A 20474-nucleotide genomic window follows, 5' to 3' on the forward strand; every position below is an offset into this window, starting at 1 on the left:
AGAGCAGGACCGCGAGCAGGAATCACGGACTGAGGCACCTGATACGACAGGTGTACAGTTGCCGGTGATGGACAGATTTATCCGTGTGTACAGTGATCTGGGGAAAGACAACCTTGCCAGTCTTGAATCCCTCTATCATCCGGATGTGGTGTTTGAAGACCCTGCTCATCTGGTGGAGGGCTGGCCAGCACTGGAAGCTTATTTCAGACGCCTGTTTACGAATGTCACCCAGTGTACCTTCACCATTGAAGAGAGTATGGGGGATACGCATCAGGGGTATGTGGTGTGGACCATGACATTTGCGCATCCGAAATTATCAAAAGGCGAGCCTCGCACTGTCAAAGGGTGCTCGCATCTGAGTTTTCAGGACAACCGTGTGATTCAACACAGGGACTATTTCGATCTGGGCGAAATGCTGTACGAAGCAATCCCGGTTCTCGGTCGTGTGGTGAAAATGATTAAGGCAGGTTTGTGATGATGTCGACAGTACTGATTACAGGCGCCAGCTCTGGTATTGGCGCTCAGCTGGCTAAAGATTACGCCGCAGAAGGCTGGCAGGTCATTGCATGCGGACGCTCGCTGGAGAAGCTGCAGCAACTGGCGGATACCAGCGAAAAAATCAGGCCGCTTGCGTTTGATGTGACTGACTTTCAGGCGACAAAGGATGCTTTGGGCGATGCCTCTGTACGGCCAAATCTGATCATATTGAATGCAGGCACCTGCGAATATATCGAGCAGGGCAAAGTGGATGTCGCGCTGTTCAGGCGCGTCTTCGATGTCAATTTCTTCGGCGTACTCAATTGCATCGAGGCTTTGCAGCCAATCTTTACGGAAACGACTCATCTCGCCATTGTCGGGTCAACGGCCAGCTATGTGCCCTTACCCCGGGCCGAGGCCTACGGTGCCTCAAAAGCTGCCCTGAGTTATCTGGTCAACACGCTGAAAATGGATCTTTCCCGTGACGGTGTCACTTTAACCTTGGTGTCACCCGGGTTTGTCAAAACCCCATTGACCGACAAAAACGATTTTGCGATGCCAATGCGGGTTACTGCGGACTATGCGTCCAAGAAAATCCGCAAAGGGATCGCCAAGCGTCAATCCGAAGTGCACTTCCCGCCGCTGTTCAGCGGGTATCTCAAATTACTGTCGCTGTTCCCAATGCCGTTACAGCTGGCAATCGTAAAAAAAATGACAGGGAAAACAAAATGAAAATTGCGATTATCGGTACTGGCATAGCAGGACTGACCTGCGCCTGGAAACTGCACGAGCAGCATGACATCACTGTGTTTGAGGCCAATGAATATATCGGCGGTCATACCGCTACGGTGGATATTGAAACTGCCAGCGGCCGTTATGCCATTGATACCGGTTTTATTGTCTTTAACAACAGAACCTACCCGCAGTTCGAAGCCTTGCTCAAAGAAATAGGCATTGGCCGCCAGCCGACTGAGATGAGCTTCAGTGTGCAGAACGATGCGATCGGGCTGGAATACAACGGTCATGATGCGCTGTCGATGTTTGCCCAGCGCCGTAACTTCTTTCGTCCTGACTTTTACCGCTTTATCCGTGACATTCTGAGATTCAACAAGCTGGCAAGGGAAGCGGATCTGGAAGCACTGGCATCAATGACGCTAGGGGAGTTTCTTTCATCTCATAAGTTCAGTGAATATTTCTGTCAGAACTACATCTTGCCTATGGGGGCTGCTATCTGGTCATCGACTTTGTCAGATATGCGGGCGTTTCCGTTGCCTTTCTTCGTGCGCTTTTTCCGCCACCATGGCTTGCTCGAAGTCACCAATCGTCCGCAATGGTATGTGGTGCCGGGCGGTTCGAGAGAATACGTCCGCAGCCTGACCCGTGACTTTGCTGACAGGATTCACCTGAATGAACCGGTCCTGAGCGTACAGCGTTCAGGCCCGAAGGCAGAAATCACGACCGCGCGCAGACAACAGTATTTTGATCAGGTGATTTTTGCCTGCCACAGCGATCAGGCGCTTCGCATGCTGGTGGATCCGACGGTCAATGAAACTCAGGTCTTAGGTGCAATTCCTTACCAGCAAAATGAGGTAGTGTTACACACTGATCGCAACATGCTGCCCAAAGCCAAGCGTGCCTGGGCGGCCTGGAATTACCACCTGCCGGATCATGCCAGTCGTGAGCGGCAACTGGCCAGCGTGACTTACAACATGAACATTCTGCAGGGGATCGACTCACCGGAGACCTTTTGCGTCACGCTCAACCGCACTGACGATATCGATCCGCAAACGATCCTCCGCCGTTTCAGCTACGCGCATCCTGTGTTTAATACCCAGTCCATCGCCGCACAGGGGCAGCGTGCCTTGATCAACGGCAAGCAAGGGTGCTGGTTCTGTGGCGCTTACTGGTACAACGGGTTTCACGAAGACGGTGTGCGCAGTGCGCTGGATGTTGTGAATGCCATTGAGGGAATCGACAGCGACAAGCGCCAGACGAGATTGGAATTAGTCTCATGACACGGCCTAGTTTACAGAGCGGCCTGTGTGTCGGGCAGGTCAGGCACCGTCGCTATACCCCGGTGAAGCACGCGTTCAGCTATCCCATGTTTATGCCTTTGATTGATCTTGATGAAGTGGCATTACTGGCTGAACAGGTCGTTGGATTTGGCTGTCGCTGGTATCACCCTGCGAGGTGGCGGCGTCAGGATTATCTGAGGGCTGAAGGAGAGGGCCCGTTAAAACTCAGGGTGCAGGACAAGTTGTTTGAACTGACCGGTGAGCGGCTCACTGGCAAAGTGAAGCAACTGTGTCAGTTACGCTATTTCGGGCTCTATTTCAGCCCGCTGAATCTTTATTACTGTTTCGATGAACAGGGTGAGTGGCGCTGGCTGTTGGCGGAAGTGAGCAATACCCCGTGGAACCAGCGTCATTACTATGCTGTGCCAGCTGTGTCGGATTGGCATGAAAAGCCGTGGTTACAGGGCAAGGCTTTTCACGTGTCACCCTTCAATCCGATGGCTCAGCACTATCTGTGGCGGCTGAAGCCGCCTGTTGCTCAAGTTTTTGTGCATCTGGACATTAGGGGCAACGACACAGGTAATACCGTGATGGATGCCACGATGGCACTGCGTAAACAGGCTTTCACCACTCAGGTGCTCTGGCGTTTGTTACGCCAGACACCGGTTCAGACACTCAAGGTGGTCGCCGGCATTTACTGGCAGGCGATGAAGCTGTGGTGGAAAAAAGTGCCGTTTTACGGATATCCGAAAAGTAACCATTTTCAATCAGAGGCAGCCAAAGGCTTCACCTCTGACAAGCCATTAAAAAGAAAACAACCGGAACGCTGAGGTAGACGATGTCGAACACAGAAACGAAAAGCAGCTATAGCACTCAAGCTGAAAAAGGCACCATGGCGCGCCGTCTGGTCTTTGCTTTGCTGGCACAATTGCGCCATGCCGGCCTGACACTGGTGGACAGCCAGGGTGAAACGCATCGCTTCGGGGATGAAACGTCGGATTGTCAGGCACATGTTCTGGTCAGAGAGCCCGGACTTTACCAGCGCCTGCTACAGGGCGGCAGTATTGCGGCTGGTGAGGCTTACATGGATGGCTGGTGGGATTCTCCCGACATCACAGCTGTCGTTCAGGTACTGGCAAGAAATTTAGCCATGCTGGATAAGCTGGAATCGAAAACCAGCTGGATGACACGTCTGGCACAAAGCTGGCAGCATTTTACCCGTCGCAACAATAAAGCCGGTTCAAAACAAAACATACTGGCGCATTATGACTTGGGCAATGACTTTTACCGGACGTTTCTTGATCCGCAGATGCTGTATTCCTGCGGGATCTATCACGATCCTTCAGAATCATTAGCACAGGCACAGTTCAACAAAATGGATCGCTTGTGCCGGCAACTGGATTTACAACCGGATGATCATCTGCTGGAAATTGGTACGGGTTGGGGGGCGTTGGCGATTCACGCTGCCAGACAGTACGGATGCCGGGTGACCACGACAACCATTTCTGATGCGCAATACGAATACGCCAAATCACGTGTTGAGCAGGAAGGCTTGTCCGATCGGATTACCTTACTGCGTAAGGATTACCGCGACTTGACCGGACAATACGACAAGCTGGTTTCTGTCGAAATGGTCGAGGCAGTCGGTAAACGCTATCTGGCGACTTACATCAAACAATGTCAGTCGCTGTTAAAAGAAGGCGGCCTGCTGGCAATACAGGCAATCACTATCGCGGATCAGCGTTTTGAGAGCTACAGCAAGGGCGTTGATTTTATTCAGAAACATATTTTTCCGGGGGGCTTCCTGCCGTCTGTGACGCTCCTCGCGCAAAGCCTGACGCAATACAGCGATTTTGTTATCCGGGATCTGAAAGATATCGGGCTGGATTATGCTCGCACACTGGCCGACTGGCACCGTCTGTTCAATGCCAGTGCCGATCAGCTCAGCAAACAGGGATTTGATCCACGTTTCATTCGTATGTGGCGCTATTACCTGTGTTATTGCGAAGGTGGATTCAAAGAAAAAACGATCAGTACAGTGCAGCTGATAGCCAGCAGACCAAAGTGGCACTAACGAAACGGTTTACATGCAACGAGGGTAAAGCCCAATGAAAACGTCCTGCGAGACCTCAGTTTTATCGACCAAGGCACTGGTTGCCGGCGGTTTGTTGTTTAACGGTTTCTGGTTGCTGGCGGTGTTGGGACAAAACGACTGGATCGGGCTGCTCGCCGCCATGTTGCTCATCGTGTGGTGGCGATATCCGGCTGCAGTGAGAAAGGTGCTGGTTATCGCCCTGGCGGGCTGCGTGATGGATAGTGCATTGACTTTCACGGGGATTTACCGGTTTGAAAGCAGCTTTCTGCCGGTCTGGCTGATTTTGCTGTGGTTTGGTTTTGCCACTTTTGTCTGGTTCCTGCGTCATAACCTGGCTGGTTATCCGGCCGTGCTGGTGTTGCTGGCAGGCAGTGTCGGTGGTGCCGGCAGTTACCTGGCAGGAAAGCAGCTGGGTGCTGTGTCCTGGCCAGCTGGCGATACACTGACCTTTTTGATCGTCGCAGTGTGCTGGCTGGCTTTTTCAGGACTTCTTTTGCTGTGGATACGTTCCATGACCAAAAAGGAGGTGTGAGATGCGTTTGCTCGCGATTTTTACCCTTTTATTGCTAGCGGTCTCGCCCGGGTTACTGGCCAGCGGTGCCTGGCAAAGTTGGCCGGTTGTCGGAGAGGCCACTTTAAAATGGGGGCCCTGGGTTATTTACGACTCTCAGCTTCGGACACCATCAGGGCAATACAACGCAACGATGGCCAATTCGGTTGCGCTGGTGATCAAATATCAGCGTGATATCGATAAAGAAGATTTACTGGAGGCAACGGATGATCAATGGCAGAAACAGGGCGTTCCGACGGCCAAACGCCAGCAATGGCTGATGGTGCTCGATACGATCTGGCCGAGTGTGCGTAAGGGCGATCGGCTGATATTTGTCGTTCACGCAAATGGAGGCACATTTTTCCGGGATAACACTGTGATAGGCGAAGTCCGGGACAGGGAAATGGCTGACGCCTTCCTGGGGATTTGGTTATCACCGGGGACCCAATATCCCGAGCTGAGAAAACGGCTCATTGGGCGGGTATGACACGACGGGAGAAACAGGATGAGACATATGTACCCCACCAGATGGGTGAACTGGCTGAAAGTGACAGGCCTGATCGCTGTGCTGTTCATCAGCGGATGCTCTGCATCCGTTGATGATCACAAATACCATCGCCCTGAACTGGATGTGTTCAGTTACTTCACAGGTAATGTCACAGCCTGGGGCATGCTTCAGGACAGTTCAGGCAAGCAGACACGTCGTTTTTCCGTTGATATTATCGGAACCGTTCAGGGGAATACACTGACACTCAAAGAAGACTTTGTGTTCGATGATGGTGAAAAACAGCAACGGATCTGGACCATTCAGCGCCAGCCTAACGGCACTTATACGGGAACGGCGGGCGATGTCATTGGCGAAGCCATCGGGAATGTGTCAGGCAATGCGTTGAACTGGCAGTACACGTTGCGGGTTCCTGTCGGAGAGACCACTTATGACATCGCTTTTGATGACTGGATGTTCCTTCATGACGATACCCGTATGTTTAACATTGCCAGAATGAGCAAATGGGGCGTTCACGTTGGCACTGTGACGCTGTTCTTTGAAAAAGACGAATAGGTGACAATGTCACTGATTGTGTTGTGCTCTGGCTCAGGTAGTTGAAGCGCGAGCCAGAGCAACCATGCGTTTGAGCAGCCAGCGCAGCAAGGTTGGAATATGATCAATTTCCTCGCTGTCTGTAAATTCCACCATGGCCAGGGCGACATCAGGTTTTGCATGATGCTTGAGCGCTTTTTGTATGATTTTCTTAGGGGGCGCCGGGTGGTCGTCTGATACCCTTGCCAGCTTACGAAACAGCGGCTCATAACCGTGGTTAAACAGGAAGTGTTCAATATCGAGATCCGGTAAGATAGTGAGTCTGTGTTTATCCGACTCACTACCAAGCATATGACGCACCGTTTCTGCATATTTCTTCCCTGCAGAATCGCCATCTGTGACGACATGCCATTCTATTCCCATCAGTTTTGCGATTTTGATAATTGGCCTCAGACCACTTTGCGCAAATTCAATCACTTGCACACCTTCCGAGGCAAAGTTATACCCACACCGATAAGCAAACTCATTTAACAGCCAGACTTCTGTTTCTCCTTCCACCAGCAGCCAGGCCCGGGCATAAAGTGCACCAGGACGATGCAAGCGCACATGAAAGCCGACTCTGCGCAGTTCATCCCGGCTCAGCGTGTGGCTGTCCAGGCTGTAGACCCGGGTTTTATCCGGTTCTCTGTTGAGCTTTTTGATACTGTTCAAAGGGACAACGGATGCCAGTTCAGGGCTGTTGGTGGTCAGTATTTTCTGCATAGGCATGTTGACGACAAAAGCCCAGGCCTGATGCAGAATGATAGGGTGCAGCCGGCCTTCCGGGTCTTCCAGGATCATGATAGGGCGCGATATCCGCTTGAGTTCTACCGGCCCCCTGGCGCGGATGTAGGCGTTGATCAGTCCCATCAATACCAGTTTGTTTTGTTTGGTCATTTCCGGGCGAGACAGCATCTCCAGCGGATTCGGGGAGTAATGGATGCGCTCTGGAAAAAACCGTTGTTCGCTGCGGGGGGCTTTGTGGTGTGGTGTAAAAGCAAAGTAGTGATCGACCAGCGTCCGCAATGCCCGGATACTACTTTTGATTTCATCGCTGCTGACATGGCCGGGACGAGTCAGCAGGCGACGACAGGTGTTATCCAGCCGTCGCTCTATCCGGGCATTGATGAGATTTCGTTGTTCCAGATCGAACTCTTCTTGCTGTGCTGTGTCAAGCCGCAACTGCCTCGCGTCACGGATCCGCACGATGGGGTGTAAGACCATCAGCTGCCTGGCTAGTTTATGACTGTCCGGACAGTCGATGATATTGCCACCGGAATCCAGAAAGTGTCGTTCAGTGATCACTTTATCGTCTTCACGTTCGCTGGTGATCTGATAGTAAAACTGTTTCCCGTCTTTCCCGTTCCTGACCCACACGGGTTTGAAAGAACGGTAACGTCGGGCTTTGTGCTCGCCCGGATAATCTTCAACCCAGTTCAGAACAATGTGAATCTGAGACACCTGGGTATGTCCCAGTGAATAGTCAACATGGAAATCAGAAAAATGAAAGTTATGGAATTTGGCGTCGGGTGAGAGCGCGATGCTGAGGGCATCCAGCAGGGAAGATTTCCCCCAGGTGTTTTCACCGATGAGTACCGTCAGTTCATTCAGTGTCAGAGACAAGCGTTTGATCCCTCTGAAACCTGCAATTTCAATTCTGCTTAAATGCATTCTTCACCTGCCAACTGTGCTTTTCTTACTGTAAGCCTATAGCATTACGAGATGGTGTGTTCATGTATATGCTCACAAAATTGGCAGAAGCTGTTGATTTCCATCATGATTGAAATTCTGTCCGGTTGGCTGCTTGTGATGAACGAATGGGCTTGTTATAGTCCGGAGCAAACAGAAACCTGAGCAATGGCTCAGGATTATCAAACACCTAGCGGAAATAGAACGCTCACATTTCAGGAGTTGGCTGATGGCAAAAATTATTCATACCATGGTGCGGGTCCATGATCTGGATAAGTCCCTGGCTTTTTATAAACAGGCACTGGATTTAGACGTAGCACACCGCCTGGATTTTGATGACTTCAGCCTGGTCTATTTGCGGAATGACGAAAATGATATGGAACTGGAGCTGACCTGGAATCAAGGTGCTGAGCCCTATACGCACGGCAGCGGCTACGGCCATATTGCAGTGGCTGTGGATGACCTGGATGCAGAACATGAAAAGCTGCATGCGCTGGGTTATGAGCCACTGGCCATAAAAGAGTTTTCTCGGGAAGGCCAGTTACTGGCCCGCTTCTTTTTTGTGTTAGACCCGGATGGGTACAAAATTGAAGTCCTGCAGCGACACGGACACTATCAGTAACATTCTGAACTTATCAGTGTACGAAAGGCAGCATGACCGCTGCCTTTTCTGATCTCTGGTCGCATGTTTATGGTGATATTTTTGTGACAGATGAGATATTCATCCCTCGATACCAGGCTTTCCTGTATGATGAGATACATAATGTGATAAGAATCATATCTGGTTGAAATATTTCACGGAGAACAGTTAGCCTTTATGACCCGACACGCACAAGCCCGAATCACCATTGCCCATATCAACGATACGCACTCTCACTTTGAACCCTCTGCCATCAGACTGACATTGCCGGAAGATGTGTTAATGCACAGCCTGTCTGTTGACGGCAAGGCCCATGAGACGACTGTGTATGCCAGTTGTGGCGGATTCGCTCGTGTTTCGACGGCGGTCAAAGAGGCCAGAAAGCAAGCGTATATCAATGGCCGCGAGTTTATGTTTGTGCATGCCGGTGACTGTTTTCAGGGCACCTTGTACTTTTCTCTGTTCAAAGGTCAGGCGAACGCCCGATTGCTCAATGCCATTGGTGTAGAAGCAATGGCACTCGGTAATCATGAGCTGGATATGGGCAACGCGCTGGTGGCTGATTTTCTGGATCAGGTCGATTTTCCAATGCTGGCCGGGAACTGGGATTTAAGTCAGGAAGATCAAACCAAACGTAACCCGCTGCAACCCAAATCAAACCTGCTGGCTTATCAGCATGAAACTGGCTGTGCACGTTATTTGCTGAAAGATGTGCAAGGCGAGCCTGTGGCGCTCTTTGGGCTGACCATTGAAAACATGGATAAAATTGCGAATCCGGACCCGGATACCTCGTTCCGGTCGGTGGTTGATGTCGCTGAAAAGACCATTGATGAGTTACACCGTCACGGCGTGAACAAAATTATACTGCTCAGTCATCTTGGCTATGAACGAGATCTTGAGCTGGCTGAAAAAGTGGCTGGCCTGGGGCTGATCATTGGCGGGCATACCCATACCATGCAAGGGGACTTCACCAATGTTGGGTATGGGAAAAAAGACCAGTATGCCGTCAACGTGAACGGTACTTGTGTCGTGCAGGCAGGCTGTAACGCACTGGCTCTGGGGCAGGTTTCGATCGATTTTGCCGCTGATGGCAGTGTTGAACAGGTGTCAGGCGGTAATCAATTGCTGCTTGGTCGTCAGTTTACTCTGGATGCGACACGCAATGAGCATTTGGATCCGGATTGCCACGAAGTGGTAAAACACTATCTTCAGCAGCAGCCTAATATCAACATGTGCGCAAAAGATCCGGTGGTCGAGCATATTCTGAACCTGGATTATCGTCCGGCAGTGCGTGAGCGCCAGACCAATCAAGTGGCAGAGGTGACTGAATCTCTCCGGCATGTCCGAGTGCCAGACAGCCATGGTGCCAGTGCCATTGCCCCGCTGGTGGTGGAAAGTTTTGTCCATCATGGCAGACAGATGGGCTTTGAGGTCGATTTTGGCATTCACAATGCTGGTGGTGTCAGAACTTCGCTGAATCCAGGGCCAATCAGTTCGGCAGATATTGCCGGGCGTTTGTTGCCTTTTGCCATTGGGCTGATGGTTTATCAAGTCAGAGGCGCCAAAGTACGTGAGGCGCTGGAAGGTGCAATCGATAACGCTGTTGATAACGGCGTTGAAGGCACGGGAACCGGTAGCTTCCCTTATACGGCCCATTTGCGTTTTACCTATCGCTGCTGTTTGCCGAAAGGTCAGCGGATCGAAAAGCTCACATATTTTAAAGAGGGCAACTGGTTGCCTCTGGAAGATGATGCTGTGTATACCTCAGTCTCATCCGGTTATACGGCAACGGGCAAAGAAGGTTACCAGGCACTGCTGGACTGCGAAATGGCGCCTTTGTCACTCGATTGTACAATGGCTGAAGCGTTTGAAAATTATGCGCGTTATCAGCAAAAGCTCTGTGCACCGAGAGAAGATCTGATCACTTATATTCCGTGTGAATGTGACCATGCCGATCACTAGCATGGCGCAGCATAAAGTGCAGTATTCTTTGTGATTATTGATATCAGGCCTGGCGATGTGTCAGGCCTTTTTATTTGCCTGATTTCCAATTTAATGATGTTGCGTCCCCGGTCGATTGATAACCCATAGGGTCATCAAGCTGGGGGGAGGTATGAATCGGGATTGGTTGGATGCAATTTTAATCGGTGTGTGGATCGTGGCCTGGAGTGCCCTGACATACTGGGTACCCGTAACTGGGATCTGATTCAGCAAGAAAAAGAGGTATTCAGCAGAATACCTCCTGGTTGTGAGCCTTGCTTAAGGTTATCAGCAACGCTTAAGCGAATGCTGCCTCGGAAATCATATTCCCTTCATCTGTCTGCTTTGACAAATGCGCTAATCGGTAAGCTGCAAGATCTTCTATGGTTAAAACTGGCATCCCGTGGCGTTCACCAAACGCAATCACTTCAGGTAAACGAGCCATGGTGCCATCTGGATTGGTCAGTTCACAAAGCACACCGAACGGCTTTCTGCCTGCTAAGCGCATCAGATCCACGGTAGCTTCGGTATGCCCCCGGCGAGCCAGTACGCCCTGAGAGTTCGCTTTGAGCGGAAAAACATGGCCTGGTCTGTGTAAGTCTTCGGGTGTTGCATCATCAGCAATCGCAGCTTTGATTGTGGTGACACGATCAGCGGCAGAAACGCCGGTTGAGACGCCTTTGGCCGCTTCAATCGTTACCGTAAAACCGGTCCGGTTTGCACTGGTATTGTTGTCGACCATCATAGGTAACTCGAGTTGATCAACGCGCTCCTCGGTTAAACACAGGCAGACAATGCCTGAGCACTCGCGAATCATCAGCGCCATTTGCTCTGTGGTGAGCGTATCGGCCGCAAAGATGATATCACCTTCGTTTTCACGATCTTCGTCATCAACAACCAATACACCACGGCCTTCACGAATAGCGCGGATGCCAGCTTCAACGCGCTCGAAAGCGGTACCAAAAGGGGAAAGCAGAGACTGATTCATGGTATTTACTCCATTATTAACATTAACGTACCAGAATCAGGGCGTAAAAAAGCAGCGTTTCAGATGAACTGAAATAGCTTTACAGACAGGTGTGAACAGGCAAACCAAAGGCTCGCTGAACATCATGTAAAAGCAAGAAATGAATCCGCTGATTCTCTTCCATCCGGACTATAACCGTCGGCTCTGGACTCGCTGTATTCATTAGAGAACACAGTTTCACCAGATCTGCTGACCTTTATCCACACAGAGTGTGATCATGATAAAGCGCTCGCGGGCTTCTGTCGGCACAGGCTTGACTTGAGTGGCCTGTGACGGTCAGTTACCGCCGGTGGGGAATTTCACCCCGCCCTGAGAATTCCTGCTGATAATAATGAAATCAATGAGCAAAGAGCAAGACAAGCATCACGTTAAAGAGTATTTATCTGTTCAAGCAGCACAACTGCTTATTTTTCGCTCATCATTTTAATTCACATGGGACGTTTGTGTTGGGTTCTTGCTGCTAAGTCGCTGGCTGAGCCATTTTACGACTAAGGGCATGGCATAGATTGGAAGCTGAAGCGCACCCACAAGAATGAGGTAGTCCGGCCCTAATGATGCTCCGGCAACTGTATAGGTCAGCAAGACATTCCGATTGGCGGAAGTGATCCCCGCAAGAAGGCCATTCTGAACATTTTTCCGCATGAAGAGAACAAAGCCGGTCGCAAAGAAAAGCAGGCATATTGCGATGCCGTAACCAAAGTAAAGTAGTCCTTGCTGCCATGACTGATCGACAAATGCACGAAAATCAGCCACCAGGCCCAGCGGAAATGCCGGAACCAGCAGAATTGTCACTTGCGCAATTTTACTGTGTGTACGCTGAAGCATGTGAGAAGGCACATAACGATGACACAGCGCGGATAGCAACATAGGACCAAAAATAAAAATAACCAGCCGCTGAGAATACGTGATCAGATCAAGACTGAAGCTGTCATGTCGGAAAAGAATCAGATTGATACAGAGAACAACGGGCATCAGCAGCGTGGTGGCAATTGTCATCGCCATGGCGGTCATGACATCCAGCCCAACTGAGCGTGCTATGGCCGGAGTGGCAAACAATGAACCGGTTGCCGCAACTGCTGAAATGGCCAGAATCAATGATGATGAAGCACCCAAAACAGAGGCAATGAAGGTTGAGAGCATTGACAGCAATGCAGCATGATAAAAGGCGTAGACCCAGATTTTCGGCTGAAATAAAAGGCTGATTAAAGCGTTTTGTTTTATCCCAATCAAAGTAAATAACATCAAAAAGAAAAGAATGTAAGGCAAATAAGGGAAAACTGCAGTGGAAATTGCTGGAAAACTAAATCCAACCAGAGCTGCAAGTAATAAAAGTATTGATGAGTGTCTCGCAAGCAGGGATAACATCTTACGTCCTGTGTGATTGTTAATTAGTTGTGATTTATGGTGGTCATTGGATCGGGTAACACGTTATTTAAGCAGTCATTGATACCATTTCGTGACAGATTATTCATCTCTTCAGCGTATATATTTTTCACTGTCGATCAGATTGAAACCTTTACTTAACAGATTATTTTTTCTTATGGGTTGTAGCAGAAAATGTCATTTTCAGTTCAAAAATCAAGCGGTTACTATTTGGCCCGTAGAAAGACATCTAACCCAATCATTAATGAGGCAATCATGGCACAGGCAATGCACTTCGACACCATTACTAACCAGGACGTTATGGAGAAGAAAGCCTATTCGCTGAACATCAAAGGATTGATTGCACACGCACTGGATATTTTGTTACCGCGTCAGCAGGTATCTGCTAAGACATATCAGGTCTCTCATCTGCCAGTCCACCTGCAGAAAGATATTGGCTTGATCCGTTAAGTCTGTTACCAGCAAGACAACCGAAGCGCCGGCCAGAATGCCGGCGTTTTTTTATGTTATTTTTTCTTATGTAAATCTGGTTTGAATGCAGGGTGAAAAACACTGAGTTAGAACATTTTCATCATAATTATCAGTTTTTAATCTGTTTGGGTTTATTTTACATAAGCATATGGCATGATAGTGTCATTAAATATCGGAAAGGAGTGCTTTCGTGGGTTTCTGGTCAAAGCTCTTTGGAAGAGAAACGGCAGATTCGAAAACGCTTGAAGTGACACCTGAGGAATATAAAGGGTATCTCATTTACCCTGAACCTATTGCCGAAGGTGGGCAGTTTCGGATTGCTGGCAGGATTTGCAAAGAATATGAAGGTGAGTTGAAAACACATACCTTTATTCGGTCTGATTTGCTGGCAAGTAAAGCAGATGCAACTGCATTTATGGTGAATAAAGCCAAGATGTTCATTGATCAGACTGGCGATGCCATGTTTCGGTAAATTGAGTGCTTTGTCTGTGGGAGTAAAGACACTGCGCTCGAATAAATGTTTAGAGGTCGGTACTTTTTATCAGGGAACCGGGCCCCGGTGAATGCGAATTCTATTTGCTCGCATCACTGGAGGGAAACCCTGAATGTTGTTGGGAGAAAACGGCAAATGTGGATTGTGTGATTCATGTCTTATCAGTCTGTTCTGATAGGTAAAATGTTCATGCAGATCCTTGTTTTGCCTTAAATTGTTGGTGTCATTAACTTCCTGTAAGTCAATAACATCCGTTGTTTAATCTCAAGTAAAGAGTGTTGTATTAGTTTCAATCTCAGCCGTTGCGTTACTGAGAGTTTGAGACTAAATGTGTACATTTTTGCTACTGTTCAGGGAATAACGATGCAGATAGGTGTGCCTAAAGAAATACTCGCGAATGAAACGCGAGTGGCTGCGACGCCGAAAACGGTCGAGCAGTTATTAAAAATGGGGTTCAGTGTCGCGGTTGAGCATGACGCTGGTATTCACGCAAGTTTTGATGACGCTGCTTTTGAAGCCGCAGGCGCCAGTGTTGTGTCGACGGAAGAAGTGTGGCAGTCCGATCTGATATTTAAGGTGAATGCCCCCAGTGATGATGAGATTGATCTCCTGAAAGAGGGAGCCAGCTTGGTCAGCTTTATCTGGCCGGCGCAGAATCCAGAACTGCTCAAGAAACTGTCCAGTAAAAATATCAATGTTATGGCCATGGATTCGGTGCCGCGTATTTCACGCGCACAAGCCTTGGATGCATTGAGTTCTATGGCAAACATTGCCGGTTATCGTGCCGTCGTTGAAGCTGCCCATGAATTCGGCCGTTTCTTTACCGGGCAGATCACGGCAGCAGGTAAAGTACCGCCAGCGAAAGTGCTGGTTGCCGGCGCCGGGGTTGCCGGATTAGCCGCGATTGGTGCTGCGGGCAGCCTGGGTGCCATTGTTCGCGCCTTCGATGTACGTCCTGAAGTGAAAGAACAAGTGCAGTCTATGGGTGCTGAGTTTCTTGAAGTTGATTTCAAGGAAGACACCAGCACGGGTGATGGCTACGCGAAAGAAATGTCAGACGAATTTAACAAGGCTGCTGAGCGTTTGTACGCAGAGCAGGCGAAAGACGTTGACATCATTATCACGACTGCACTGATTCCCGGCCGTCCTGCGCCTCGCCTGATTACGCAGGAAATGGTGGATTCCATGAAGCCCGGCAGCGTTATTGTCGACCTTGCTGCGGCCAATGGCGGAAACTGTGCTTATACCGAAGCCGATAAAGTGATCACGACGCCTAACGGTGTAAAAATTATCGGTTACACCGATATGGTCAGCCGTCTGCCCAACCAGTCGTCCCAGCTTTACGCGACCAACCTGGTCAATTTGATGAAGTTGTTGTGTAAAGAAAAAGACGGCAAGATCAATATCAACTTTGATGATGAAGTGCTGCGCGGTTTAACCGTGGTGAAAGAAGGTGAGCTCACCTGGCCGGCACCACCCATTAAAGTATCTGCTGCACCACAGCAAGAAAAAGCGGCTGCAGCACCTGTCACCAAACCAGTCAAAGCGCCCATGTCGCCAGTCAGAAAGTATGGCTTGATGGCTGCGGGGGCACTATTGTTTGGCTGGGTGGCGAATTATGCACCTGCTGAATTCCTTTCACATTTTACGGTTTTTGTTCTGGCGTGCGTGGTGGGTTACTACGTCGTATGGAACGTGACGCATGCATTGCATACCCCACTGATGTCAGTCACCAATGCCATATCCGGTATCATCATTGTCGGTGCTTTATTGCAGATAGGCCAGGGAGTTGGCGTTGTGTCTTTCTTTGCCTTTATTGCTGTTTTGATTGCAAGTATCAATATCTTTGGTGGCTTTACCGTCACGAAGCGGATGCTTGAAATGTTCCGTAAAGATAAGTAAGGGAGTCGTTATCAATGTCTGCAGGAATTGTTCAAGCGGCTTACATTATCGCTGCTGTTCTATTTATTATGTCGTTGGCCGGACTCTCAAAACAGGAATCCGCAAAGTCAGGTAACTACTTCGGCATGGCGGGAATGGCCATCGCACTGATTGCCACTATTTTTGGCCCTGAATCAGAAGGAACCGGATGGATTATTCTGGCCATGATTGTGGGTGGTGCGATTGGTATTTACTATGCCAAGAAAGTTGAAATGACTCAGATGCCAGAGCTGGTTGCGATTCTGCACAGTTTTGTGGGTATGGCGGCTGTTCTGGTTGGTTTCAATACATTCCTTGACCATGGCGAACCACTGACAGGGGCAATGTTAACCATACATCTGGTTGAAATTTTCATTGGTGTCTTTATCGGTGCTGTGACCTTTACGGGCTCTGTGGTGGCATTTGGTAAATTACGCGGCACCATGTCATCGAAGCCTTTGATGCTGCCTCATCGCCATAAATTGAATCTGCTTGCTGTAGTGGTTTCACTGGTTTTACTGACCGTATTTGTGGATCCTGATCCGTCGATCTTTCCGCTGATTGTCGTGACCATCATCGCTTTAGCATTCGGTTATCATTTGGTTGCATCGATTGGTGGTGCGGATATGCCAGTTGTTGTGTCTATGCTGAACTCCTATTCAGGATGGGCCGCCGCAGCGGCGGGCTTTATGCTGGCCAATGATTTATTGATTGTAACCGGTGCTTTGGTTGGCTCATCCGGTGCGATCCTGTCTTACATCATGTGTAAGGCAATGAACCGTTCATTTGTCAGTGTTATTGCCGGTGGTTTTGGTACTGATGGCTCTGTTTCTACCGGTGATGAAGAAGTGGGCGAGTACCACGAATCCTCTGCGGAAGAAGTTGCAGAAATGCTGAAAGATGCCCGTTCAGTAATCATCACGCCAGGATACGGTATGGCGGTTGCGCAAGCGCAGTATCCGGTACATGAAATCACTGAAAAACTCCGAGCAAAAGGGGTTGAGGTCCGATTTGGGATTCACCCGGTTGCGGGTCGTTTGCCTGGCCACATGAACGTTCTGCTGGCTGAAGCAAGAGTGCCGTATGATATTGTCCTGGAAATGGACGAGATCAATGAAGATTTTTCAGAGACAGACGTGGTTTTGGTGATCGGAGCCAACGATACGGTGAACCCGGCTGCGATGGAAGATCCGGGCAGTCCGATTGCAGGTATGCCTGTTCTGGAAGTGTGGAATGCGAAGCACGTCATCGTCTTTAAGCGTTCAATGAATACTGGTTATGCAGGTGTTCAGAACCCGCTCTTCTTCAAAGAGAACACCCAGATGCTGTTTGGCGATGCCAAAGAAAGTGTTGAGAACATTGCACGTTTTCTGTAAGTGATTCAGCTCACCTTGAATGTAACGCCGCTCACTGAGCGGCGTTTTTCTTGCTCATTTTCTTTTTTTGAGGGCTGATGCGAACGTTTCAACAGAAAACCGAATGAATAGTCTGTAATCTGGTGTCTTCCCGAGCGCTTCTGATGGCGAGAATGGTTAATCCTTTTATAGTTATCTGATCTAATGACAATTTTCTGACAATACTGAACCGGTGAATGTTAAACTTCCGCGCTATGAAAAAGTATGTGCTAATTATTTCTATTCTGTTTACATGCTCCGCTACAGCGGAGACGGAAAGCTTGCCTGATCGCATGTCGGCGGCTCGTGCTGAATTGCTTTCCAGTAAACCTCTGGCTACATACGATTTTCGTCAGTTACAAAGTCGTTACCCGACACCTTTGTTACTGCCATCCAGCTTGTTGCCGCAATCTGCCAAGTATCCGTTATCGGCGCTGCGGCATCTTTATCAAAATGCGGAAACTTGTAAGGGCCCCTGGCCGGTCAGTCCTTTGGTAACACATCCTGTTGTTTTTACTCGTGCTATGTGTAACAGCGTTGTGTTACCAAGAGGCTGGTTTGTTCGTTCCGGTTATATTCATCCAGGTGGTGGCAGCTATGCTGCACGTTACCTGGAAAAGTTTCCTAACCGTAAAAAAGAGCTGGAGAGCTACTTACACATTCAGGAACGTGATTTAGCTGCGACAGGCACTGTGCTTGGGCGATTACAGCGGATGAGCAGTGAAGAAATCCGCGTGTTCATTGCCGGTGCGGAAGCCTTTATATCCAATGGTGAACTTTGGATCCGGAACGGGAATGAATATCATGTTTATGATCAGCCGACATGGGCTCTGGCAATGGCCAAGCATGATTTGCACTTTACGCGTTTGGTTGCCACTGACTTTTGCTTAGTGAAAAGTGGTAATATCTGCTGGCAGGAAGAAGATAAATCGTATCTGACGACATATTTGCTTGCAGGATTGCTGGTCGTCAATATTGGCTTACTCATGGGCTGGGTGATGTATCGCTGGCGGATTCGCCGACGTGCCATGCAGGAACGCATGCTGGTCCTGCAAATTTTAACGCACGAACTGCGTACACCAATCGCAAGTTTGAGTATGACGGTGGAAGGCTTTCGTCGCCACTTTGATGCTTTGCCTGAAACCCTATATGATGAGTTCAGACGATTAACAGAAGATTCACGCCGCTTAAGGCAGCTGGCTGAAGCTAGTAAGGATTACCTGCAGGCGAATCATCAGGAATTGAGTGTTCAGCACCTGGAGTCCTTTAATGAGTGGATTGAATTTATTGCAGAACCTTATGATGTGACCTTGTCACTTGCTGAAGACCGAAGTGTGAAGGTCAACATGTACTGGCTTGGAACCTGTATTGATAACTTGCTGTCCAATGCTCACAAATATGGCCAGGCCCCGATTGAATTAACATCATCGTTCAAAGATGGAAAATTGATTGTCATAGTAAAAGACCAGGGAAGTTTAGGTAGTAAGGATTGGGCCCGCCTGAGAAAACCTTTTGTGAGTGAGAAGGGTTTAGGGTTGGGACTGACAATCGTTGAATCGATGATCCGTCGAATGGGTGGGCGGATGAAATTAATAGGTCCGCCAACCACTTTTATTTTGGAGATACCGTGTGAATCAAACTCTGCTACTGGTTGAAGATGACCGCAACCTTGCTGATGGTTTGCTCGAATGTTTGAAAGAAGCAGGCTATGAGTGCCTGTATGCTGACTGTGCAACCAATGTTGAATCTTTGTGGGCGCAAGCCGATCTGGTTGTTCTTGACCGCCAGTTACCTGAAGGAGACTCGCTGACTTATCTCGAAGGTTGGCTAAAGCTGAAATCGGTACCTGTTATTCTGCTTACAGCAATGGTGTCCGTGAATGATAAAGTGATTGGGCTGGACTCAGGCGCGAAAGACTATCTGACCAAACCCTTTGCTGAAGAGGAACTGTTGGCTCGTATTCGTGTTCACTTAAGAAATGGCGAATCAGATACGCAAAATGCGAACCTTATTTCCATTGGTGAAACGCTGATCAATCTGGAAAGCCGTGAAGTGAAGCAAAAAGGGGAGTCCGTTACACTGACTCGCACTGAATTTGAACTGCTTGTTTTCCTTGCAAAACATTCAGGCAGGGTGTTTACCCGAGATGAATTGCTAGATCAGGTGTGGGGATATAACCATTACCCAACAACCCGTACGGTTGATACTCATATCCTGCAACTGCGCCAAAAGTTGCCAGGGATAGAGATTGAAACGTTGCGTGGTGTTGGTTACCGGATGAAAGCACCACAAGAATGAAGTCGCTGTGGGTTACTCCTGTCTTTGGGATCATGACATGTCTGTTGATGATCCCTCAGGCATCGGCTAAATGGTTTGTGGGTAAGGATCTCTATACGGTTGCGCATCAGCGTTTGCTGGAAGGGAACACGGCAGCCAGTTTTGAGACTATGGTTCAGGCCTGGCAGCAACTCCCTTCAGAAGAGCAGCAGGCAAACCTGAATGATTTACTGGAGCTTGCCATTACGGAAGACTGTGGTTTCAGTTTGAAACAGCGCAGCCTTCCTGAATGGCTGTCTAAAGTGGCGGTCCGTCGTGAAGTGATCCAGAACCTGAATCAGGTATTGCTCAGGTTGTCGGTGACCGGTATTACTCAGGCTAAACAGCTTGAGATAACCTTTTCCCGTTGGCCTGATGATCAATTTAGCATGCCGGCCGCTTCAATTTCTGAGAATGGGCAGTTTGTTTCAGAATCCCGTCGTTTAGATGAGCCTTTAGCTGCCGGTCTTTACCAGTTGAAGATATCGGCAGGTAAGGAACGCAGCTGGAACACCTGGATTATCCTGACCAAGCCGGACCCGAAACAAAAAATTGGCTGGAAAGACAGTAAAAACTGGCGTATAGAGCGAGAAGTTTTACCCAACTCAACCTGCCCATCACCGGTACTGTCGATGAATTTGTTTGATTTGAATGATACGACCTGGACCCCGATCTGGAGTCAGGACGTTGATGGAAAGCTCCCTACAAGTCTACCGGTTATTGATGTGCCTGATGGCCGCTATTGGCTGAGTGTCGGATTGGTTGAAAGCCGATGGCAGGGAGATGTTTCGATTCTGGATATTCAAAGAATAACCCGGCCTGTTGATTACCCTGATTTCTGATGCTGTCAGCAGTGCAGGGAATCCTGATGTATTCCTGAATCAAGGTGTAAGTTTTCCCCCAATAACCAAGACCTGAGTGTCTTGGTTTATTGTTTTACATCAAC

Annotated in this window: 20 protein-coding genes and 1 riboswitch; of the genes, 17 read left to right on the forward strand and 3 right to left on the reverse strand. The window is 49.0% G+C overall.

From position 1 onward, the window contains the following. The first annotated feature begins 67 nt into the window (after positions 1-67). From LN341_RS20250 to LN341_RS20285, 8 genes are read left to right on the forward strand one after another with little or no spacing between them, the layout of a single operon-like run. A complete protein-coding gene (locus LN341_RS20250; RefSeq protein ID WP_052729988.1) occupies positions 68-475 on the forward strand; it encodes a nuclear transport factor 2 family protein in 408 nt (135 codons plus the stop codon). Between the two features lie 2 nt (positions 476-477). Then, entirely contained in the window at positions 478-1209 is a 732-nt protein-coding gene (locus LN341_RS20255; RefSeq protein ID WP_046220929.1) for an SDR family NAD(P)-dependent oxidoreductase, read from the forward strand. Continuing rightward, the gene (locus tag LN341_RS20260) at positions 1206-2492 is read left to right on the forward strand and encodes an NAD(P)/FAD-dependent oxidoreductase (protein ID WP_234205503.1); all 1287 of its coding nucleotides are present in this window, start codon (positions 1206-1208) and stop codon (positions 2490-2492) included. Before LN341_RS20255 ends, LN341_RS20260 begins: the two co-directional genes overlap by 4 nt. Next, a complete protein-coding gene (locus LN341_RS20265) occupies positions 2489-3322 on the forward strand; it encodes a DUF1365 domain-containing protein (RefSeq protein WP_234205505.1) in 834 nt (277 codons plus the stop codon). Before LN341_RS20260 ends, LN341_RS20265 begins: the two co-directional genes overlap by 4 nt. An 8-nt stretch (positions 3323-3330) precedes the next feature. Then, entirely contained in the window at positions 3331-4566 is a 1236-nt protein-coding gene (locus LN341_RS20270; RefSeq protein ID WP_234205507.1) for a cyclopropane-fatty-acyl-phospholipid synthase family protein, read from the forward strand. A 34-nt stretch (positions 4567-4600) separates the two neighbouring features. Continuing rightward, positions 4601-5119 carry a DUF2878 domain-containing protein gene (locus tag LN341_RS20275; protein WP_046220841.1) on the forward strand — a complete coding sequence of 173 codons (519 nt, stop codon included), beginning with the start codon at positions 4601-4603 and terminating at the stop codon, positions 5117-5119. 1 nt (position 5120) lies between these two features. Continuing rightward, a complete protein-coding gene (locus LN341_RS20280; protein WP_234205508.1) occupies positions 5121-5624 on the forward strand; it encodes a chalcone isomerase family protein in 504 nt (167 codons plus the stop codon). Between the two features lie 27 nt (positions 5625-5651). After that, positions 5652-6197: a DUF3833 domain-containing protein gene (locus LN341_RS20285; protein WP_234205510.1), complete on the forward strand. Its 546-nt coding sequence runs from the start codon at positions 5652-5654 to the stop codon at positions 6195-6197. Positions 6198-6230: 33 nt separating this feature from the next. On the opposite strand, the gene LN341_RS20290 is transcribed toward LN341_RS20285, so the two are convergent. Continuing rightward, entirely contained in the window at positions 6231-7886 is a 1656-nt protein-coding gene (locus LN341_RS20290; protein WP_046220843.1) for a DUF2813 domain-containing protein, read from the reverse strand. A 247-nt stretch (positions 7887-8133) separates the two neighbouring features. Between LN341_RS20290 and LN341_RS20295 the strand changes: the two genes are divergently transcribed. Together LN341_RS20295 and LN341_RS20300 are read left to right on the forward strand one after the other, a co-directional pair. Then, positions 8134-8526 carry a VOC family protein gene (locus tag LN341_RS20295; protein WP_046220844.1) on the forward strand — a complete coding sequence of 131 codons (393 nt, stop codon included), beginning with the start codon at positions 8134-8136 and terminating at the stop codon, positions 8524-8526. A gap of 195 nt (positions 8527-8721) precedes the next feature. Beyond that, positions 8722-10506 carry a bifunctional UDP-sugar hydrolase/5'-nucleotidase gene (locus LN341_RS20300; RefSeq protein WP_234205512.1) on the forward strand — a complete coding sequence of 595 codons (1785 nt, stop codon included), beginning with the start codon at positions 8722-8724 and terminating at the stop codon, positions 10504-10506. 316 nt (positions 10507-10822) lie between these two features. Here the strand turns inward: LN341_RS20300 and ribB are convergent, their stop codons facing one another. Beyond that, entirely contained in the window at positions 10823-11512 is a 690-nt protein-coding gene (ribB, locus tag LN341_RS20305; protein ID WP_234205514.1) for a 3,4-dihydroxy-2-butanone-4-phosphate synthase, read from the reverse strand. Between the two features lie 147 nt (positions 11513-11659). Further along, positions 11660-11872, reverse strand: a riboswitch (FMN riboswitch). A gap of 102 nt (positions 11873-11974) precedes the next feature. Next, positions 11975-12916, reverse strand: coding sequence for a hypothetical protein (locus tag LN341_RS20310; RefSeq protein ID WP_234205516.1), 942 nt, complete (start codon positions 12914-12916; stop codon positions 11975-11977). A 273-nt stretch (positions 12917-13189) separates the two neighbouring features. Here LN341_RS20310 and LN341_RS20315 point away from each other — a divergent pair, with 273 nt between their 5' ends. The 7 genes from LN341_RS20315 to LN341_RS20345 all read left to right on the forward strand — a co-directional run bounded on the left by LN341_RS20315 (position 13190) and on the right by LN341_RS20345 (position 20370). Continuing rightward, the gene (locus LN341_RS20315) at positions 13190-13384 is read left to right on the forward strand and encodes a hypothetical protein (protein ID WP_046220847.1); all 195 of its coding nucleotides are present in this window, start codon (positions 13190-13192) and stop codon (positions 13382-13384) included. 211 nt (positions 13385-13595) lie between these two features. Further along, complete coding sequence (locus LN341_RS20320; RefSeq protein ID WP_046220848.1) at positions 13596-13877, forward strand: HlyU family transcriptional regulator; 282 nt, start codon at positions 13596-13598, stop codon at positions 13875-13877. 384 nt (positions 13878-14261) lie between these two features. Further along, positions 14262-15800: a Re/Si-specific NAD(P)(+) transhydrogenase subunit alpha gene (gene pntA / locus LN341_RS20325; protein WP_234205518.1), complete on the forward strand. Its 1539-nt coding sequence runs from the start codon at positions 14262-14264 to the stop codon at positions 15798-15800. Positions 15801-15814: 14 nt separating this feature from the next. Next, complete coding sequence (gene pntB / locus LN341_RS20330; protein WP_046220850.1) at positions 15815-17194, forward strand: Re/Si-specific NAD(P)(+) transhydrogenase subunit beta; 1380 nt, start codon at positions 15815-15817, stop codon at positions 17192-17194. Between the two features lie 233 nt (positions 17195-17427). Beyond that, positions 17428-18867, forward strand: coding sequence for a sensor histidine kinase VxrA (gene vxrA / locus LN341_RS20335; RefSeq protein WP_046220932.1), 1440 nt, complete (start codon positions 17428-17430; stop codon positions 18865-18867). After that, positions 18842-19510 carry a response regulator transcription factor gene (locus LN341_RS20340; RefSeq protein ID WP_046220851.1) on the forward strand — a complete coding sequence of 223 codons (669 nt, stop codon included), beginning with the start codon at positions 18842-18844 and terminating at the stop codon, positions 19508-19510. Before vxrA ends, LN341_RS20340 begins: the two co-directional genes overlap by 26 nt. After that, positions 19507-20370, forward strand: a complete 864-nt coding sequence (locus LN341_RS20345) for a DUF2861 family protein (RefSeq protein WP_234205519.1) — start codon at positions 19507-19509, stop codon at positions 20368-20370. Before LN341_RS20340 ends, LN341_RS20345 begins: the two co-directional genes overlap by 4 nt. The last annotated feature ends 104 nt before the right edge of the window (positions 20371-20474 follow it).

Source organism: Photobacterium sp. TLY01, from assembly GCF_021432065.1.
Classification (GTDB): Bacteria; Pseudomonadota; Gammaproteobacteria; order Enterobacterales; family Vibrionaceae; genus Photobacterium; species Photobacterium halotolerans_A.